16 protein-coding genes are annotated in these 18,755 nt (G+C 53.9%); 14 read left to right on the top strand and 2 right to left on the bottom strand.

Annotation, left to right across the window (positions count from 1 at the left end; genetic code table 11):
- The first annotated feature begins 45 nt into the window (after positions 1 to 45).
- The 6 genes from PUT07_RS26360 (at position 46) to PUT07_RS26335 (ending at position 8,917) form a co-directional block, all read left to right on the top strand.
- Positions 46 to 1,569 carry a putative bifunctional diguanylate cyclase/phosphodiesterase gene (locus PUT07_RS26360; RefSeq protein ID WP_274471755.1) on the top strand — a complete coding sequence of 508 codons (1,524 nt, stop codon included), beginning with the start codon at positions 46 to 48 and terminating at the stop codon, positions 1,567 to 1,569.
- Positions 1,570 to 1,842: 273 nt separating this feature from the next.
- On the top strand, positions 1,843 to 2,910 hold the full coding sequence (locus tag PUT07_RS26355) for a BMP family lipoprotein (protein WP_274471754.1): 1,068 nt from the start codon (positions 1,843 to 1,845) through the stop codon (positions 2,908 to 2,910).
- Between the two features lie 123 nt (positions 2,911 to 3,033).
- Complete coding sequence (locus PUT07_RS26350) at positions 3,034 to 4,575, top strand: ABC transporter ATP-binding protein (RefSeq protein ID WP_274471753.1); 1,542 nt, start codon at positions 3,034 to 3,036, stop codon at positions 4,573 to 4,575.
- Positions 4,568 to 5,647, top strand: coding sequence for an ABC transporter permease (locus tag PUT07_RS26345; RefSeq protein ID WP_274471752.1), 1,080 nt, complete (start codon positions 4,568 to 4,570; stop codon positions 5,645 to 5,647). The genes PUT07_RS26350 and PUT07_RS26345 overlap by 8 nt, the downstream gene beginning before the upstream one ends.
- A gap of 1 nt (position 5,648) precedes the next feature.
- Complete coding sequence (locus PUT07_RS26340) at positions 5,649 to 6,632, top strand: ABC transporter permease (protein WP_274471751.1); 984 nt, start codon at positions 5,649 to 5,651, stop codon at positions 6,630 to 6,632.
- A gap of 284 nt (positions 6,633 to 6,916) precedes the next feature.
- Complete coding sequence (locus tag PUT07_RS26335) at positions 6,917 to 8,917, top strand: methyl-accepting chemotaxis protein (protein ID WP_274471750.1); 2,001 nt, start codon at positions 6,917 to 6,919, stop codon at positions 8,915 to 8,917.
- A 54-nt stretch (positions 8,918 to 8,971) separates the two neighbouring features.
- Here PUT07_RS26335 and PUT07_RS26330 read toward each other — a convergent pair whose 3' ends face one another.
- A complete protein-coding gene (locus tag PUT07_RS26330) occupies positions 8,972 to 9,829 on the bottom strand; it encodes an AraC family transcriptional regulator (protein ID WP_274471749.1) in 858 nt (285 codons plus the stop codon).
- Between the two features lie 199 nt (positions 9,830 to 10,028).
- On the opposite strand from PUT07_RS26330, the gene PUT07_RS26325 reads away from it, so the two are divergent.
- From PUT07_RS26325 to PUT07_RS26295, 7 genes are all read left to right on the top strand, one after another.
- The gene (locus tag PUT07_RS26325; RefSeq protein WP_274471748.1) at positions 10,029 to 11,210 is read left to right on the top strand and encodes a galactokinase; all 1,182 of its coding nucleotides are present in this window, start codon (positions 10,029 to 10,031) and stop codon (positions 11,208 to 11,210) included.
- Positions 11,211 to 12,197 carry a UDP-glucose 4-epimerase GalE gene (galE, locus tag PUT07_RS26320; RefSeq protein ID WP_274471747.1) on the top strand — a complete coding sequence of 329 codons (987 nt, stop codon included), beginning with the start codon at positions 11,211 to 11,213 and terminating at the stop codon, positions 12,195 to 12,197.
- A gap of 26 nt (positions 12,198 to 12,223) precedes the next feature.
- Entirely contained in the window at positions 12,224 to 13,804 is a 1,581-nt protein-coding gene (locus tag PUT07_RS26315) for a UDP-glucose--hexose-1-phosphate uridylyltransferase (RefSeq protein WP_274471746.1), read from the top strand.
- Positions 13,805 to 13,963: 159 nt separating this feature from the next.
- The gene (locus tag PUT07_RS26310) at positions 13,964 to 14,959 is read left to right on the top strand and encodes an acrylyl-CoA reductase family protein (RefSeq protein ID WP_274471745.1); all 996 of its coding nucleotides are present in this window, start codon (positions 13,964 to 13,966) and stop codon (positions 14,957 to 14,959) included.
- Positions 14,960 to 15,003: 44 nt separating this feature from the next.
- The gene (locus tag PUT07_RS26305) at positions 15,004 to 15,861 is read left to right on the top strand and encodes a carbon-nitrogen hydrolase family protein (protein ID WP_274471744.1); all 858 of its coding nucleotides are present in this window, start codon (positions 15,004 to 15,006) and stop codon (positions 15,859 to 15,861) included.
- Positions 15,862 to 15,930: 69 nt separating this feature from the next.
- Positions 15,931 to 16,599, top strand: a complete 669-nt coding sequence (locus PUT07_RS26300; protein WP_274471994.1) for a GNAT family N-acetyltransferase — start codon at positions 15,931 to 15,933, stop codon at positions 16,597 to 16,599.
- A gap of 52 nt (positions 16,600 to 16,651) precedes the next feature.
- The gene (locus PUT07_RS26295; protein WP_274471743.1) at positions 16,652 to 17,323 is read left to right on the top strand and encodes a GNAT family N-acetyltransferase; all 672 of its coding nucleotides are present in this window, start codon (positions 16,652 to 16,654) and stop codon (positions 17,321 to 17,323) included.
- Between the two features lie 53 nt (positions 17,324 to 17,376).
- Here PUT07_RS26295 and PUT07_RS26290 read toward each other — a convergent pair whose 3' ends face one another.
- Positions 17,377 to 17,826 (bottom strand): SRPBCC domain-containing protein, encoded by a 450-nt coding sequence (locus tag PUT07_RS26290; RefSeq protein WP_274471742.1) that lies wholly within the window; start codon positions 17,824 to 17,826, stop codon positions 17,377 to 17,379.
- A gap of 101 nt (positions 17,827 to 17,927) precedes the next feature.
- On the opposite strand from PUT07_RS26290, the gene PUT07_RS26285 reads away from it, so the two are divergent.
- Entirely contained in the window at positions 17,928 to 18,728 is an 801-nt protein-coding gene (locus tag PUT07_RS26285) for a helix-turn-helix domain-containing protein (RefSeq protein ID WP_274471741.1), read from the top strand.
- Positions 18,729 to 18,755: the final 27 nt, after the last annotated feature.

Genomic DNA, 18,755 nt, shown 5'->3' with positions numbered 1-18,755 from the left:
TCCAAGTGGAATAGCCTTTTTTGATGATTGAATGGAGGTTCCCCGATGAGAAGCTTACTCTTGAAGTGGATTGAACGGATACAGGTGCAGGAACAGCGCTATGTGGGCATTCTGGCCTTCTTTGTACTGACCGTCAATCTGCTTGCAGCCGCTTCTTTCAGATTTACGCCGCTGCTGTTACTGTGGTTGCTGGTTCAAGCCTTGGTCTGCCTCTTGGTTGCCATATGGATCCGCCAACTGCGGCTGACGCAGAGGCAAGAGGAAGAGAAGAGCAAACAGCTTGCGTATTTGGCCTATCATGATACGTTGACGGGTTTGCCTAACCGCCGGTTGTTCGATGACCGGTTGAAGCGGGCCTTGCTGCATGCGCAGCGCAATGAAGAGCTGGCTGCGGTCGTCTTCCTGGATATGGACCGGTTCAAAGAAGTGAACGATTCCTTAGGTCACGCCTATGGGGACCGTCTGATTCGTCAGGCAGCCGATAGATTGCTAGGCTGTCTGCGCGGTTCGGATACGGTCTACCGGCAGGGCGGGGACGAATTTATTATATTGCTTGAAGCTTTCGCCAAGCCGGAGGATGTCAGAGTGGTGGCCTCGCGTATCCAGGCGGTATTGGATGAGCCGTTCATACTGGACGGGAAGCCGGTTATCATCACGGCTAGCATGGGCATTGCCCTGTACCCGCTGGACGGCACCCAGCCCGAGCAGCTTCTGCAATATGCGGACGATGCCATGTATACAGCCAAAAGTCTTGGTAACAACCGCTTCCAATTCTACGCCTCCGAAATCGATGTCATGGTAAAAAGTAAAGCTCACATGGAAAGTGAGCTGCGCACTGCGTTGGAGCGCCAGCAGTTCGAACTGTTGTATCAGCCGCAGTATGAGATCGCGAGCCGCCGGCTCATCGGGATGGAAGTCATCTTGCATTGGGACCAAGCAGGCAAGCGGCTCTCCTCGCCGGTGGACTGGAGGAAGGCGGCCGAAGAGCTGGGCCTTATGGTCCCGATCGGCACATGGGCGATTCGGACGGCGTGCAGACAGCTGCAAGCGTGGCAGGATGCTGGGCATAAGCCCTTGAGAATGACGCATCCGATTACGGCTTCGCAGTTCAGAGATGCAGGCTTCACGATGGAAGTCGCACAGCTGCTGCAAGAAACGGGCATTGATCCTGGGCTGGTCGAGCTGGATCTGACGGAGAGCATCACATCTTCCAACGTGCAGGAAGCCAGCGAGAAGCTGATTCTGCTGAAGAGGCTGGGCGTGCGCATCGCCATGGATGACTTGAGCACGGGGCTGTTAACGCGAAGCGGTATGGAAGGCTTGCCATTCGACAGTGTGAAGCTGGACAGCACGTTGATCAGGGATTTGGTCGAAGACGACGAGAACAAGCAGCTGGCTGTCGCCATCACGCGCATGGCTGAGCGCTTGGGACTGAAGCTGATTGCGAAAGGTGTCGAAACCGAGGAGCAGCTCGAATATTTGAAGTTTTTGCGGTGTTCGGAAGTGCAAGGACAGTTGTTCAATCCCCCTTTATCCCCGCGCGATTTCCTACGTTTAATGGCCGATTAGATTTTATAATGGGTCATCTAGATTTTATTAACCGATGGTTGTATAATCAGTAATTGGGGCTTTGAACCTATATTGTGGGGCTTTACAAAAAGATCATGTCAACTTGTTTTACATAACGAATTATGTTTAATTACGCGTGGATTTCTTTTCTCCCATCATCCAAAATGATACACTCAATCTATCGTAAGCATTACATAATTGAACTTGATCTGGCCATACTATAATTTGGGATTCAAGGTACAATTTTAAATTTATCTTTTGGGGGTAACATTGATGAAAAAAGTACTCACAACGGCGCTTATGGCAGTAACGGTTTCCGCGCTTGCTTTGGCGGGTTGCGGCAAAAAAGAAGAAACGCAACCGGCGGCCTCTGCGACTCCGGCAGCTAGCAGTGCGGCATCCGCAGCACCGAGCAACAACAGCGGTAAAGATTTCAAAATCGGCATGGTTACTGACATCGGCGGCGTAAACGATAAATCTTTTAACCAAAGCGCATGGGAAGGCCTGAAAGGGCTTGAGAAACAAACAGGCGCAAAAGTGAAAAACCTGGAAAGTAAGAGCGACGCGGATTATGTGCCGAACTTGAACCAATTCGTGAAGGATAACTACAACTTGACTTGGGGAATCGGCTTCTTGATGGGCGATGCGCTTAAAACGGTTGCAACGCAAAATCCGAACGCGAAGTTGGCGATCATCGATAACGTTGTGGAAGCTCCTAACGTGGAATCCGTTACGTTCTCCGAGCAAGAAGGTTCCTACCTCGTAGGGGTTGTAGCCGGTCTTACGACAAAATCCAACAAAATCGGTTTCGTCGGCGGTATCGACATTCCGGTTATCAAACGCTTCGAAGCTGGTTTCGTTGCCGGCGTGAAGGCCGTTAACCCTAGTGCCACGATCAAAATCAACTACACAGGCGCATTCGACAAGCCTGACCTTGGGAAAGCGGCGGCAGCTACGATCTACAACGACGGCGCGGATATCATTTTCCATGCTGCAGGCTCCACAGGTAACGGCGTATTTAACGAAGCCAAAGACCGTGTGAAATCCGGTAAAAAAGTATGGGTTATCGGTGTAGATAAAGACCAGTCCCTTGAATTCGGCGACGAAGTGACATTGACGTCCATGTTGAAGCGTGTCGACAATGCGGTTGCACGTGTGTCCAAGGACCTGATCGACAACAAATTCCAAGGCGGCAAAGTCGTGACATTGGGTCTGAAAGATGACGGCGTAGGTCTTCCGGAAACTTCCAAGAAAAACGTATCCGCCGAAATCTTGAAAAAAGTTGACGAGTACAAAGCAAAAATCATCAGTGGCGAAATTAAAGTTCCTGAGAAACCATAATAGGTGCATACAAGGCATAACGGTTACGAACGATAGGTTTGCTTATGTTCAAACAAGGCTAGTTATACTAACTAGCCTTGTTCTTAGTTTAAGGTAATAAAAAATTGATCCTAGGGTGATCTGATGAGTGAAGTAGTCCCTGTTGTTGAACTTAACGGCATAACCAAGCGGTTCCCGGGCATTGTGGCGAATGACGCCATCTCGCTGAAGCTGATGAAGGGTGAGATTCACGCTCTGCTTGGTGAGAACGGCGCGGGTAAATCCACGCTGATGAATATTTTGTTCGGGCTGTATCAGCCGGACGAAGGTCACATTAAAGTGCAAGGCAAGGAAGTTGCGATTGACAGCCCGAATCGGGCGATTGAGCTGGGCATCGGGATGGTGCATCAGCATTTCAAATTAGTTCAGCCGTTTACCGTAACGGAGAATATCATTTTGGGCATGGAGCCCAAAAAAGGGCTGAATGTCGATTACAAGACTGCGCAAGAGAAAGTGCGCAAGCTCTCTGAGCAGTATGGGCTTCGCGTGGATCCGAAAGCCAAGATCGAAGACATTTCCGTCGGCATGCAGCAGCGCGTTGAAATCTTGAAAACGCTGTATCGCGGCGCCGATATTCTCATTTTTGACGAACCGACAGCAGTACTGACGCCGCAAGAAATTAGCGAATTGATGGTGATTATGCGCAATCTCGTGAAAGAGGGCAAATCCATCATTCTCATTACACATAAGCTGAAAGAAATTATGGAAATTGCAGATACGGTGACGATTATCAGACGGGGCAAAGTGATTGATTCCATCGCTAGCGCCACCGCGAATCCGCAAATTCTGGCCGAGAAAATGGTCGGCCGGGATGTCTCTTTCAAGGTGGATAAGAAAGAGGTCAAGGTTGGAGAGCCCGTTCTTCAGGTCAAGAACTTGGTTGTGCGGAATCAGCAGGGACTGGCTGCGCTCAAGGAGCTTAACTTCGAAGTGCGTGCAGGGGAAGTGCTGGGCATCGCCGGCGTGGACGGCAATGGACAGAGCGAGCTGATCGAAGCGTTGACGGGATTGCGCCCGGTTGATCGTGGACAAGTGCTGCTCGCCGGAAGCGACATTACGAATATGACGCCGAGACAAATCTCGGAGGCAGGTTTGTCGCATATTCCGGAGGATCGGCACAAGCACGGGCTTGTCCTTGATTTCTCCATGAGCGAGAACATGGTATTGGAGACGTACTTCCACCCTGCTTACAACAAGGGAGGATTCCTCAATTATGAGGCGATTGACCGCCATGCGGAAACGCTGATCAAGCAGTTCGACGTGCGGACGCCGAGCATTTACAATAAAGCCCGTTCTTTATCGGGGGGCAACCAACAGAAAGCAATTATTGCCAGGGAAATACACAAGAATCCAAATCTGCTCATCGCCGCACAGCCTACGCGCGGATTGGATGTCGGTGCGATCGAATTCGTGCATCGCCAGTTGATCGAGCAGCGGAACAAAGGCAAGGCGGTGCTGCTGATTTCTTTCGAGCTGGATGAGATTATGAACGTATCGGACCGCATTGCCGTTATTTATGAAGGACAGATTGTGGGCGAGGTGCTTCCGCAGGAGACGAACGATCAGGAAATCGGACTTCTCATGGCCGGCAGCAAGCGCACGGGGAAAGGAGCGGCTCATGAATAAGGTTGCTCGTATTTTTACAAGTGAATCCGCTGTGAATCCGATCGTTGCGATTGTGCTCGGGCTCCTGTTCGGAGCGCTCGTCATGCTGGCCGGCGGCTACAATCCGATAGCGGCTTACGGGGCGCTGTTCGCACGTGTATTCGGCAACTCGTACGACATCGGGGAAACGATCCGGGCGATTACACCGCTCATTCTGACGGGGCTGTCCGTCGCCTTTGCTTTCCGAACGGGCTTGTTCAATATCGGTGCCGAGGGGCAGTTCGTGATGGGCATGACAGGGGCTACCCTCATCGGTGTGAAAGTGACGGGTCTTCCTTGGATCATTCATGCTCCGTTAGCGGTCATCGCGGGTGCATTGCTTGGTGGTCTCTGGGGAGCTATCGCCGGCTATTTGAAAGCCAAACGCGGCGTTAACGAAGTTATTACCACGATTATGCTCAACTGGATCGCACTGTTCCTGTCCAATTATATCGTGAATACGTTCCTATTAGAGCCTAAGCAGCAGCGCTCTTATATGATTCAAGAGACGGCTTCACTCAGCATCGGTTGGTTGTCCGATTTGATGAATCATGCGCGGATTCACTGGGGCATCCTGGTGGCGCTCCTCGCAGCAGTCGTATTCTATGTGATTCTATGGAAAACGAAGCAGGGCTACGAGCTGCGCGCCGTCGGCCATAACATCGACGCCGCGAAGTATGCGGGGATGAACGTGAATCGCAACATTATCAAAGCGATGTTCATTTCCGGTATTTTCGCCGGGCTGGGCGGCGTCTTCGAAATTCTCGGCGTGTTCCACTATCAGGTCGTTGCCGCGGGTTCCCCGGGTTATGGGTTTGACGGCATCGCTGTGTCCTTGTTAGGCGCTAACAATCCGCTCGGGATTGTCCTCGGAGCCGCGCTGTTCGGCGGTTTATCTTACGGATCAGCGGGGATGAGCTTTGGTGCCGATGTGCCGCCGGAGATTATCCGTATCGTCATCGGTTCGGTTATATTCTTCGTAGCTACGCAAGGCATCGTCAAATGGGTGCTCATCCCGTTCTATAGCAAACGCAAGAAAGAGAGGGCGTCGTAACATGGACCTGCTCACAATGCTTGACGCGTTTTTCACGAAATTCAGTGAACTAATTAATACGACACTCGTTTATTCGACGGCTCTGATCTTCGGCGCGATGGCCGGTATCTTCTCAGAGCGTTCCGGTGTGGTCAACATCGGGATCGAGGGGCTCATGGTATCGGGCGCCTTCGCTTCCGCCGTAGGGGCATATTACGCCGAAGAAGCGAATATGGGCGTATGGTCGCCATGGATCGGCTTGCTGACGGCTATGGTCTTTGCGCTCATCTTCGCGCTCATTCATGCCGTAGCGACGATTACCTTCAAGGCGAATCAAGTCATCAGCGGCGTAGTCATCAACTTCCTGGCCGCCGGCGTTACGCTGTTTCTGGTGAAGGTGCTGTTCGAAGGCGCCGGTCAGACGGAAACGTTGAACGATGTGTTCACCAAGTGGGAATTCCCGCTATTATCGAAAATTCCGTATATCGGGTACGCGATCTTCACGGCTTATCCGACAACGTATATCGCTTTAATTCTTGTTGCTTTAACGTACTACGTGCTGTTCAAAACACCTTTCGGTCTGCGCCTACGCTCCGTCGGCGAGCATCCGAGCGCTGCGGATACGGTGGGGATTAAAGTTAAGCGCGTTCGTTATATCGCAGTTCTCATCAGCGGTCTGCTCGGCGGGCTTGGCGGTGCGACGATTACGCTGACGACGACGAGCGCGTTCTCGCATAACACGATCTCCGGCCAGGGCTTTATCGCGATGGCCGCGATGATCTTCGGCAAATGGCATCCGTTCGGCGCACTTGGCGCAGCCGTCTTCTTCGGGATGGCGCAGGCGCTGAATAACTTCATGCGGCTGTTCGATTTCTCCAAGAATATCCCGCAGGAGTTTCTCTACATGCTGCCGTACGTGCTGACGATCTTGGTGTTGGCGGGAGCTGTAGGCCGGGCAAAAGCGCCGTCGGCGCTTGGCGAGCCTTACGATCCGGGCAAACGGTAAAATCAGCACCACCTTGGGAAGAAGCCAACCCCCTGATTACAGGGCGTTGGCTTCTTTTGCTGCATAGTAGGAAGGATATCGGGGGCTGAAGCCCAAAGAGACCGCAACACGTTGTGATGTGGTCTCTTTGTTATGTACGCGTATAGCACGAGATTTCTCACAAAACCACCTAAGTTCCCGGAATGTCGAATAAAAGAGGAATTGTGTCGAACGATGACGAAAATACTGCTTCAGTTATCTCATGCTGCGGCATAGAAATAGATGAAAAGGGGAGAAAGTTATAGATGTCTATATTCAAAACGTTAACGGGAGCGAAGTCGCTTAGGGTCAAAATGCTGCTGCTGCTCCTCACTGTCTCGCTGATTCCACTGCTGGTCTCTATGCAGATTCTTACGAACCAATCCTCGAAAATGGTGGAAACGGGAACAAAAGAACAGCAGATCCACATCGCCGATTTAACGGCCAATGAGGTGAATGCATGGCTGAATGGGAAAATTACTTCGCTGCAGTCTGTGGTCAAAGCGCATCCTGACTTCGTCAATGCCAAATCAAGTACGATTATGCCGATCTTGAAGGTGATGGCGGAGAGCGATCCGGAGATTTACAAAATGGCGTACGTGGACCCGCAGGGCCAATCGACGGACACTGGCGGAGGCAAGGTGGACGCATCGAAATTCGACAATTTCAAGAAGGCTGCCACCGATAAGAAGCTGGCGGTTTCCGAAATTGTTACGGAGGCCAGCAGCGGAAAAAACATCATTATTATCGATTTGCCGATCGTTGATATTAAGGGTGAATTCCGCGGCGTCATCCAATCGTTCCTCCTGCCTGAGCAGATCTTGTCGATCATCAATCACACCAAGTTCGGCGAAACGGGTTATGGTTATCTGTTATCGGCTGGCGGTACTTATCTCGTACACCCTACGAAATCAGGCCAAAAGCTGGAGGAGTCCTCTACATCTGAGAAAATGGAGCTATACAAAAACACCGTTCTTAAGGAGGCAAACGGATACATTTTGTACAAGGAGCCGGACGGCACCTTAAAGTCCGCAGCCTATCAGACGATTGGCGCTACAGGGTGGAAGCTCGTTCTGACAGGCGAGCAGTCCGAAGTGTATCAGAAAGTGGATCAGCTTCAGAACAATGCGCTCATCATGCTGGTGATTTCCGCCATTCTCGTTACTGTACTTGCCATCGTCGTCGCTAGAGCGGTCGTCCGTCCGATTACAACGATCTCTTCGCTGATGCAGCAAGTAGGGGGAGGTGATTTGTCCGGGCGATTGACGGTTCGCGGAGAAGACGAGCTGGCTTCCATGCGCAAAAATATTAATGTCATGCTCGACTCGTTCTCGCAAATCATCGGGAAAATATCGGATGCCGTCGCCCATACCGCGGCGTCTTCCGAAGAGCTGACGGCGATCGCGAACGAGTCGACGAAATCCTCCGAGCATATCACGCTTGCCGTCAAGCAAGTAGTCGGAGGCTCGGAAGCGAATTACCAGGCTTCCGAACAAATTTCGACGGCGATGGTTGAAATGTCGTCCGGCGTGCAAAAAATAGCGGAATCTTCAACCGGCGTGTCGGAAACGGTGCAAGGTGTTGTGCAGCAAGCAGACAGAGGCAACGGGGACATTCAGCAGGCTATCGTTCAAATGCAGGAGGTCAGCCATGTCGTCGAGCATACGGCAGCCTTGGTGCTCGGCCTGGAGGAGAAATCCGAGCAAATTCGCCAAATTGCCGGCTTCATTGCGGGGATTGCCGGGCAAACGAACCTGCTAGCCTTGAACGCTTCCATCGAAGCGGCACGGGCTGGAGAGCATGGCCGCGGCTTCGCCGTCGTCGCCAACGAGGTGAAGAAGCTGGCGGAGCAGACCAGCGCAGCGACGGTGAACATCACCGCAATTATTAGCGAGACGATTGCGGCGACCAAGGAAGCATCCGGCTCCATGCGCGCCGGACTGGACGAAGTGGAGAAAGGTGCGGAGCTGGTGCGGACGGCGGGCGGAGTGTTCCAATCCATTCTGACATCGGTTCGCAGTGTCAATGATGAGATTCAGGAGGTGTCGGCAGCCTCCGAGGAAATATCGGCAGGGACGGAGGAAGTGGCGGCCTCTGCGCAAGAAACGGCAGGCGTCGTGAAGCAAGCGCTGCAGGAGCTGCAGGAGATAGCGAAGCTTTCAAGCGGGCAATTGCAGTCGATGGAGGAGATTTCCGCATCTTCGGAGTCGCTCAGCGTTATGGCTGTGGACCTTCAAGAACAGATCAGCCGGTTTAAACTGAAATAAAGGAAAGGGCTGCCCAGGATCAAGACGATCCTGAAGCAGCTCTTTTTGCCGTTCTTACAGCGATTTGATTTGATTGCGATATTCGCTTGGTGAGACGCCGTATAAGCGGCGGAATTGTTTGGAGAAATATAGCGGATCATAAAAACCGACAGACGATGAAATTTGTTCAATCGTCAATTCCAGCCGCTCGCGCAGCAGCTGGCGCGCTTTATCGACCCGCAGCTTCAGCAGGAACGTCACCGGGGTCACCTTCGTATGCCGTTTGAAGAGACGGGACAGGTAGGCGCGGTTATAGCCCAAGCTCTCGGCCATCATCTCGATGGTGATCGGTTCGGCGTACTGGGTGGAGAGATAGTGGATTGCTTGTTGGACAACGCGGTCGCTTTCGGCTTCAGCAACAAATCCTGCGGCAGTTGAGGCCGATAAAGCCTCACAATATTCGCCTAGCAGTTGGTATAAGTAACCTATCGACTTAAGTTGCGCATTCGTATGCCTAGTGCGCAGCGCCCGCTGAATGTGCCGGAAAATAACGGGGATATGCCGATTGCGGGTGTTATGAATGATAGGCCGCAGGGGATTGATGCCTGCCGATGCGATCAGCTCGGACGCTTGCTCGCCCGTAAAGGCAATCCAGCAGTAGTGCCACGGGTCGTGCTCGTCCGATACATAACTGATCAGCTGCTCGGGCTCGATCACGAAGCTGTCCCCGGGACCAAGCTCGTACTCCTCCCCCCGCGAGGAGAAGACGCCTCTTCCCGAGATGACATAATGGATCAGGTAGTAGTCATACACTTTGGGTCCCAGACGGTGGACGGGCTTCGTTTGGCTTTCTCCGGCAAAAAGGACGGTCAAAGCGCCTTCCCCGGGCGGCAGCGGATTGGAAACGACATAATAGCTTTCCTTGTTAGGCATGGCTTCTCACAACTCCTATCGCGAGGTCCTCGGTTTCCTTTCAATGTACCATATTTGGCGTACAGGGACCATGTGTGAAATCACATTTATCCATGTGGAAATTACATGCCTCCATAGCCAATAGCTGCAGTTTCTCTTATACTGAAGTTACAAACTTGCTCCTGCAGCAATCCTATTAAATACTAAAGGCGGTGCCCGAATGGCAGATTTGCAAGCATTAAAAGACACGTTTATTGAAATTTACGGAGATTCCGGGGCGGCAATTTCAGCGTTTCATGCTCCGGGCCGGGTCAATCTGATCGGCGAGCACACGGATTATAATGGCGGCTATGTGTTTCCGGCGGCGTTAACGTTCGGAACGACCCTGCTCATTCGTCCGAGACAAGACCGCGTTGTCCAATTTGCATCGACCAATCTGGCACTTCGCAAACAAATTTCCATAGACGATTTCGCTTATCGGGAAGAAGACGACTGGATCAACTATCCGAAAGGCATCTTCGTCCACTTGGCTCAAGAGGGCTTTCCGGTAACGAAAGGCTACGATCTGTTGTTCCACGGTGAAATCCCGAACGGCGCCGGCCTGTCCTCCTCGGCTTCAATCGAGGTTGTTACAGCCTTCGCCTTGGAAACGCTGGAGAAGTACCCGGTTGATACGGTCAAAATAGCCCTGTTGGCGCAAAAAACAGAGAACCAGTTCGTTGGCGTCAACTGCGGGATCATGGACCAATTCGCTGTAGCGAACGGCAAGAAGGATCATGCGATCCTGCTGATGTGCGACACGCTGGAATACCGCCACGTGCCGTTCCAGAGCGGCAGCTACAAGCTGGTGATCGGCAACACGAACAAACGCAGAGGTCTTGTGGACTCCGCTTATAATGAGAGAAGAAGCCAATGCGAGCAGGCGGTCGCTTATCTGCAGAAGCAGTTCCCGTCTATCACCCTGCTGGGACAACTGAACCTTGCACAGTTCAACGAATACAAGCACCTGATCCCCGACGAGACGGTTCGCCGCAGAGCGCAGCACGTTGTCGAAGAAATCGATCGTGTGCTCAAATCGATCGAGGTGCTGGAGAAGAACGATCTCGAATCCTTCGGCAAGCTGATGATCGGTTCGCATGATTCTCTGCGCGATCTTTATGAAGTCACCGGCTTGGAGCTGGATACGATGGTTGCGGCTGCGCTGAAGGTTCCGGGTGTGCTCGGAGCTCGCATGACAGGTGCAGGCTTCGGCGGATGTACGGTTTCGTTGGTTCACGAAGACAGCGTTCAAACATTTATCGAGCAAGTCGGCAAGGAATATACGGAAATTACAGGTTTGACGCCGAGCTTCTACGTTTGCGATATTGGCAATGGTGTCGAACAAATTGGGGAGGCGTTGTAAATGGCGATTCTAGTCACAGGTGGAGCGGGGTATATCGGTTCGCATGCAGTAGCTGAGCTGTTGGATAAAGGAGAAGAAGTCGTAATTGTCGATAATCTGCAGCAGGGGCACAAGGAGGCCGTTCTTGGCGGCAAGCTGTATGTTGGAGATCTGCGTGACGGTGAATTTCTAGACCGCGTGTTTACAGAGAATAGCATCAACGCGATCATCCATTTCGCCGCGAATTCGTTAGTCGGTGAAAGTATGACGAACCCGGGTAAATACTATCATAACAATGTGTATGGTACGCTGTGCCTGCTGGAGAAAATGAATCAATACGGCGTGAAGAATATCGTCTTCTCCTCGACGGCCGCCACGTACGGCGAGCCTGAGAATATTCCGATCCTCGAGAGCGACCGCACGCTGCCGACGAACACGTATGGCGAGACGAAGCTGGCGATGGAGAAAATGATGAAATGGTTCGACACGGCCCATGACATCAAATATGTCTCCCTTCGTTACTTTAATGCGGCCGGCGCGCATGCGGGCGGTAAAATCGGCGAAGATCACAGTCCGGAAACGCACCTTATTCCGATCATTTTGCAAGTCGCGTTGGGCCAAAGAGCTCACATCTCTATCTACGGCGATGACTACGCGACGGAAGACGGCACCTGTGTGCGCGACTATATTCACGTCAGCGACTTGGCCAGCGCACACGTGCTTGCGGTGGAGAAGCTGCGCGGCGGAGCTCCCAGCAGCATTTACAATCTCGGTAATGGCACTGGCTTCTCGGTGAAGCAAGTGATCGACATCGCCCGCAAGGTGACGGGACATCCGATTCCGGCCGTCGTTGAGCCGCGCCGGGCAGGCGATCCGGCTACGCTGATTGCCTCTTCCGAGCGGGCGAGAGCGGAGCTTGGCTGGAAGCCGACCCGCGATTCCTTGGAGGAGATCATCGCAAGCGCATGGCAGTGGCACCAGAATAACCCGAATGGTTATGCGGAATAGCCCGGTTTAGGAAAGGAAAGTGACACATGGAACGGACAGTGAAAGCGCCAGCGCACACGGCGCTGACGATCGAAAGACTTCTTCAATTCGCGATCCAGAATGAGTTGATTCAAGGGCTGGATGTCTATACTTCACGCAATGCGTTGCTCGATCTATTCAGACTGGCAGAGCCTTATGCCGGGGAAGTGCCGGAGGAGCGGCTAAGCAGCCCTGTGGCGCTGCTGGAAGAACTGCTCGACGCTGCCTTCGAAGCAGGGCTGCTGGAAGAGAACACGACGACGTACCGCGATCTGCTGGACGCCCGCATCATGGGGATGCTCATGCCGCGCCCTTCCGAAGTCGTCAATCAATTCTGGCATACCGCCAAGACGGTCAGCGTCGAGGCGGCGACGGATTACTTCTATAAACAATCGATCGATTCCAATTACATTCGAATGGATCGTATTCAGAAGAACGAGTACTGGTTAGCGGGTACCGCTTACGGCGAACTCGAAATTACGGTGAACCTGTCCAAGCCGGAGAAGGATCCGAAGGAAATCGCCCTGCTCAAGACGCTGCCCCAAAGCAGCTACCCGGCTTGTCTGCTCTGCGCGGACAACTTGGGCTACGCAGGCCGGGTGAATCACCCGGCAAGGCAGAACCTGCGGATTATCCCGCTGGAGCTCGACAATGAGAAGTGGTACTTCCAGTACTCGCCGTACGTGTATTACAACGAGCACAGCATCATTTTCCATGAGAAGCATATCCCGATGAAAACGACAGCGAACACGTTCTACCGGCTGCTGGATTTCATCGACCAGTTCCCGCATTACTTTATCGGTTCCAACGCGGATCTGCCGATCGTAGGCGGCTCCATCCTGAATCACGATCATTTCCAAGGCGGCCGCCATCAGTTCCCGATGGAGAAGGCGCCGAGCGAGCAAACCTTCACACACGCGGATTATGCCGGCGTGAAGGCTGCCATCGTGAAGTGGCCGATGTCGGTTATCCGCTTGAGCGGGCACAGCAAGCAGTCGATCTACAAGCTGGCCAGCAAGCTGCTTGACGACTGGCGCGCGTACAGCGATGCGGAAGCGGACATCCTCGCCTTCAGCGAGAAGGATGGACAGTCTGTTCCGCATAACACGATCACTCCAATCGCCCGCAATAACGCGCGGGGCGAATACGAGCTGGATCTGGTGCTGCGGAACAACCGCACCTCGGAAGAGCACCCGGATGGCATCTTCCATCCGCATCAGCACTTGCACCACATCAAGAAGGAGAACATCGGCTTGATTGAGGTTATGGGGCTGGCGGTGCTGCCAGGCCGACTGCAAGAGGAGCTGGCGGATATCGCGCAGATCCTCACCGGCGCAGCCGATTACGGCAGCGCGATTCAGAGCGATGCCGCGCATCCGCTGCATAAGCATGCGGCGTGGATCGAGGCGATGCTCGCGCAGTATGGCGCCTCGCTGACGGCGGACGCCGCCAAGGCGGTACTGCAGGCGGAGGTCGGCAGCAAGTTCATGGACGTGCTGCTCGACGCCGGCGTGTTCAAACGCGACGAAGCCGGTCAAGCGGCGTTCGGACGGTTTTTGGCGGCTGCGGGCTTTGCGCAGCAGCAATAGTAAGGAGCTCCCGGTCCGGGTTTGGGCCGGGGGCTTTTTTTGGATTTAAACGAATCGCACCTTTGAATCCCGACCCCGATTCTAGTAAACTAAATTAGGTGGAAGTTGGAAAATCAAGTCACTTGATGCAATCCTTCATGAACAGGGAGGCTAAGCCGGATGGACAGCTTTAAGGCATTGATGCTGGAACGGGCAGAGGAGCGGTTTGCTGCCGAAGTGAAACAACTGCGGATGGAGGATTTGCCGCAGGGTGAAGTGACGATACGTGTACGATATTCAGGAATTAATTATAAAGATGCGCTGGCCTGCAGTCCGAACGGACGCGTCATACGCACCTACCCGATGGTGCCGGGCATTGACCTGGCGGGGACGGTCGCCGCTTCGGCGGATCCGCGCTACCGCGAGGGCGATGAGGTGCTGGTGACCAGCTATGAGCTAGGTACGGGGCACTTCGGCGGGTTCAGCGAGTATGCGCGCGTTCCGGCCGATTGGGTGGTCCCTCTGCCGCAGGGCCTGTCTCATCGGGAGGCGATGATCCTCGGAACGGCAGGCTTTACGGCTGCGCTCTCCATCCATCGCATGGAAGAGAACGGGCTGAGCAAGGAGAAGGGACCTGTGCTCGTTCGCGGAGCGACCGGCGGTGTGGGCAGCAACAGCGTATCGATGCTGGCTGCGCTTGGCTACGAGGTGGAGGCAAGCACAGGGAAGGCGGCCGATCACGCGTACTTGCTGGATCTGGGGGCGAAGCGGGTCGTGCCGCGCGAAGATCTGTCGCCTTCCGTAGTCAAGCCGATCGGCAAGGAATATTGGGCCGGCTGTGTCGACCCCGTCGGCGGCGAATCGCTGGCTTATGTGCTGAGCCGGATGAAATACGGCGGCTCCGTTGCCCTCAGCGGGTTAACGGGAGGCGGCGACTTCAGCGCCACGGTATACCCTTTTATATTGCGCGGCGTGAATTTATTAGGTATCGACTCGGCTTATTGTCCGGCTGAAATTCGCGGACCGATCTGGCAGCGTCTAGCTGGCGGTCTGAAACCGGCTATGCTGGAGCGGATGGTCTATAAGGAAGTGGGCTTAGACGAGGCTGTCGGAGCAGCACAGGAAGTTCTGGCAGGGAAAGTCCGCGGGAGAATACTTATCCGCTTACAGCCCTAAGCGGGAAGGCGGTGACAAGTTCACAAGTGAAGGAGAATGAAGAGATGAAAATGCGCGTTTCGGCGGTTCAGTACCATTTACATACCATCCATAGTTTTCATGAGTTTGCGGCGCAGGTAGAGCATTATGTGAAAGTGGCTCAGGAGTTTGAGGCGGACTTCGTGCTGTTCCCAGAGCTGTTCACGACACAGCTGATGTCGATTGGCGATGAGCAGGGCCAGGCGCTGCCGATCGAGGCGCTGCCTGCGTTCACGGAGCAATACCGGGAGCTGTTCCAGGGGCTGGCGAAGCAGTCCGGCATGCATATTATCGGCGGTACGCACATTACTTCCGAAGAGGGGAAGCTGTATAACACGGCCTTCCTCTTTTATCCCGACGGGCGCATCGCGGAGCAGAAGAAGCTGCATATCACCCCGACTGAGGTGAAGGAATGGAACATGGGGGCAGGGGACTCGCTGCAGGTGTTCGACACGGACAAAGGGCGCATTGCGATCCTCGTCTGCTACGACGTCGAATTCCCGGAAATTGTCCGCATGGCCCGCGCGCGCGGGGCCGACGTGCTGTTCGCACCGTCCTGCACGGACGATCGCCACGGCTTCCACAGGGTTCGTTACACTTGCCATGCGAGGACGATTGAGAACCAGATTTATGTCGTCACGACGGGCACGGTCGGTGCGCTGCCGACGGTCGATTTCATGCGGGCGAATTTCGGACAAGCCGCTGTCATTACCCCGAATGATGTGCCTTTCCCTCCGCGGGGCATTCTGGTCGAAGGCGAGATCAATAATGATATGGTGGTCACGGCCGATTTGGATTTGGACCTGTTGACCGTTGTCCGCGAGAGAGGCTCCGTAACGACATGGCGCGACCGCAGAACGGACCTATACACCGACTGGGCATAGGCAGGCTATGAGTGGGTCAGAAGGAGGTGTCATGCGATGGATGCAGGAGCAGGTGAGAAAGACGCTAATCTGTATTATAAAAAGCTGTTCGTTTTCGACGGCAGCAGGCCGGTCGAGGCGGTCATCCGGCATTACGGCCGAACGGATTTCGAGGCGCTGATTCGGGTGCAGCAGGAAAGCTTTCCCCCTCCCTTTCCGTCCGAGCTGTGGTGGAACGAGGAGCAGCTGACGGAGCATATTACCCGATTCCCCCAAGGTGCGCTTTGCGTGGAGGTCGGGGGGCAGATCGTCGGCTCGCTGACAGGGCTGCTGGTCGATTACCATGAGGAGCATGCGGCCGACCACAGCTGGTCGGCGCTGACCGATGACGGCTATATCCGCACGCACCGCCCGGACGGGGACACGCTATATATCGTCGATATTGGTGTCATGCCCGCGTACCGCAAATTCGGTCTTGGGAAATGGATGATGCAGTCCATGTACGAAGTCGTCGTTCATCTGGGGCTGCGCAGGCTGCTCGGCGGCGGACGGATGCCGGGATATCACCGGTATGCCGCGGCGATGAGTGCGGAAGACTACGCCGACGCTGTCATAGCTGGGGTGTATAAGGACCCAGTCATTACGTTCCTCCTGCGCTGCGGCCGCACGCCGGTCCGGGTGGTACCTGATTATTTGGAGGATGCGGAGTCGCTGAACTATGCGCTGCTGATGGAGTGGCGAAACCCTTTTTGGCAGTGATCGTCTGTTTTTGAAATTGAAAATTTGAAATCGAAGGAGATTGAGCACGTCAATGGACTACATACGGATAACAAGTATCGATAACCCTTTATTTCGCGAGATGCACAATTTGATGAAGGAAGTTTTTCCGCCCGAAGAGGTGCTGGAATTCAGCCTGTGGAAAGAACCGCTGGAAGACCCCGGCATCCGGGTGTTCGTTGCGGTGCACGAAGGGAAGGTCGTCGGCACGACGGAGTATCGGTACTATGACGATTTCCAGGTCGCGATGACGGATTTCACGATCATCGGCCAAGCCGGGCTTGGGATCGGCCGTTTCCTGGCGCGCAAGCGCTGGAGCGATCTGGAGGCGCTGGCTGCCGAATCCGGCAAGCGGATGGTGGGCATGTTCGCCGAAATCTATGATCCATACCGGATCGAGGGCCATGAATTTGGCGGCGTGAAAACGATGGATCCTTACGTGCGGCGCGAGGTCTTGTCGCATTTGGGCTATAAGCGGATCGACTTCCCGTATGTGCACCCGTCCTGGGAGAACAACGGCGAAGCGGTCGAAGAGCTCGATCTTTGTTTCCTGCCGACCGATGAGGAGATGACCGAGCTGGATGCGGCGCTTGTCGTGAAATTCCTGAAGCGCTATTATTCCGTATTGGAGAACAAGCCGCAGGCTTGGCACGCGATGGTGGAGGGGCTAGAAGGAAAAGCTTCGCTCGCTCTATTGCCGTTATAATAGCGAAAGGACAGTCCTTCGAGTCAGATCTGCTGACCGAAGGACTGCCCCTTTTACCAACCGAAGTCTAACGTCTTCCCTGTCTCCGCAAGCGTCTTAATATTGCTCAGAATCATCCACCAGCTTGCTTTCGTACTTTCGAAGCTTGGGTGATTCGGCGTCCATTCATCGTTCACGAGCGTCATCTTCGTGCAGGTTCCGACAGTCTCGAGCGTAAAGGTGATCCGGGACTGGAAATCCGCATGATTCGGATTGTAGGACGGACCCGCGTGCTCCGTACAGGACAGCAGCTTCTCAGGCTCATAGGCCAGAACCTTGCCGTAGACATGGACGGTTTCGTCGCCGTCATTGCCAGGCCCTACATAGCGGTAATCGGAACCGATCTCGAAGGTCGACTCCAGTACGCTGCCGAAGAGAGTTTTCCGTGTTCCCTCCGGTGTTATTAGAATATCCCATACTTCTTTGCATGTTGCGCCAATATAAAATTCATATCTCAGTTCCAACTGAAAGTCACTCCTTCATGAGGTAATGGAGGTAATGTACTTATCATATAGGATTGTATGTTCCCCTGTATTGTAAAAACGCGACAAGGAGGGATGGCACTATGTCGGATCTCATTAAGCCCAGTCTTGGGATTATGAATCTGCAGCAAGGCGTGCGCAAATTCCAGCTTTCCCGGCTGGAGCCCGCGGACGATTTGGCTTATTTTATTCGCCACTTCTGGATTGTGCGTTGGGATTTAAGAGGCGAAGACCCCTATACGCAGCATGTGATTCCCAACCCCTGCGTCAATATGATCGTGGAGCCAGGGCGATCCGCCATTTACGGCCCGGGCAAAGAGAAGTACGGACATGTCCTGCAGGGACAAGGGTGTGTAATTGGCGTCAAATTCAAGCCTGGCGGTTTCTATCCGTTCGTGAAGCGGCCGGTTTCCGGTATGCAGCTCAGCCCGCTGAGCGTGCAAGAGGTATTCGGTGCAGATCCGTTTGCGCTGGAGGAGAAGGTTTTCGCTCAAGAGGACGAGAGGCGGATGGCTGCACTGGTGGAGCGTGTAATTCGTCCGAAGCTTCCCGAGCGGGATGTGCAGGTGGCGTTCATCAACGAGGTGATTGATTATATTAATCAAGAGCCCGATGTCACCAAGGTGGACACGCTGTGCGATCGCTTCCAAGTGAATAAAAGGACGCTGCAGCGTCTATTCGATCACTATGTGGGGGTCAGCCCCAAGTGGGTCATTAAGCTGGCTCGCATTCAGAATGCAGCCGAGACGAGCGATACGAGGGAGAAGCCGAACTGGGCTCAGCTTTCGACGGATCTAGGCTATCATGACCAATCGCATTTCATCAAAGATTTCAAATCCATCATCGGCCAGACACCCGAAGAATATGCCCGTCATGCGCTATGATAAAAGCCAGCTCCGTTGTAGGGGCTG

It is taken from the genome of Paenibacillus sp. MAHUQ-63 (assembly GCF_028765165.1).
GTDB lineage: Bacteria > Bacillota > Bacilli > Paenibacillales > NBRC-103111 > Paenibacillus_E.
Note: the sequence above shows the minus strand (reverse complement) of the source record. Positions and strands in the feature narration are given on the sequence as shown.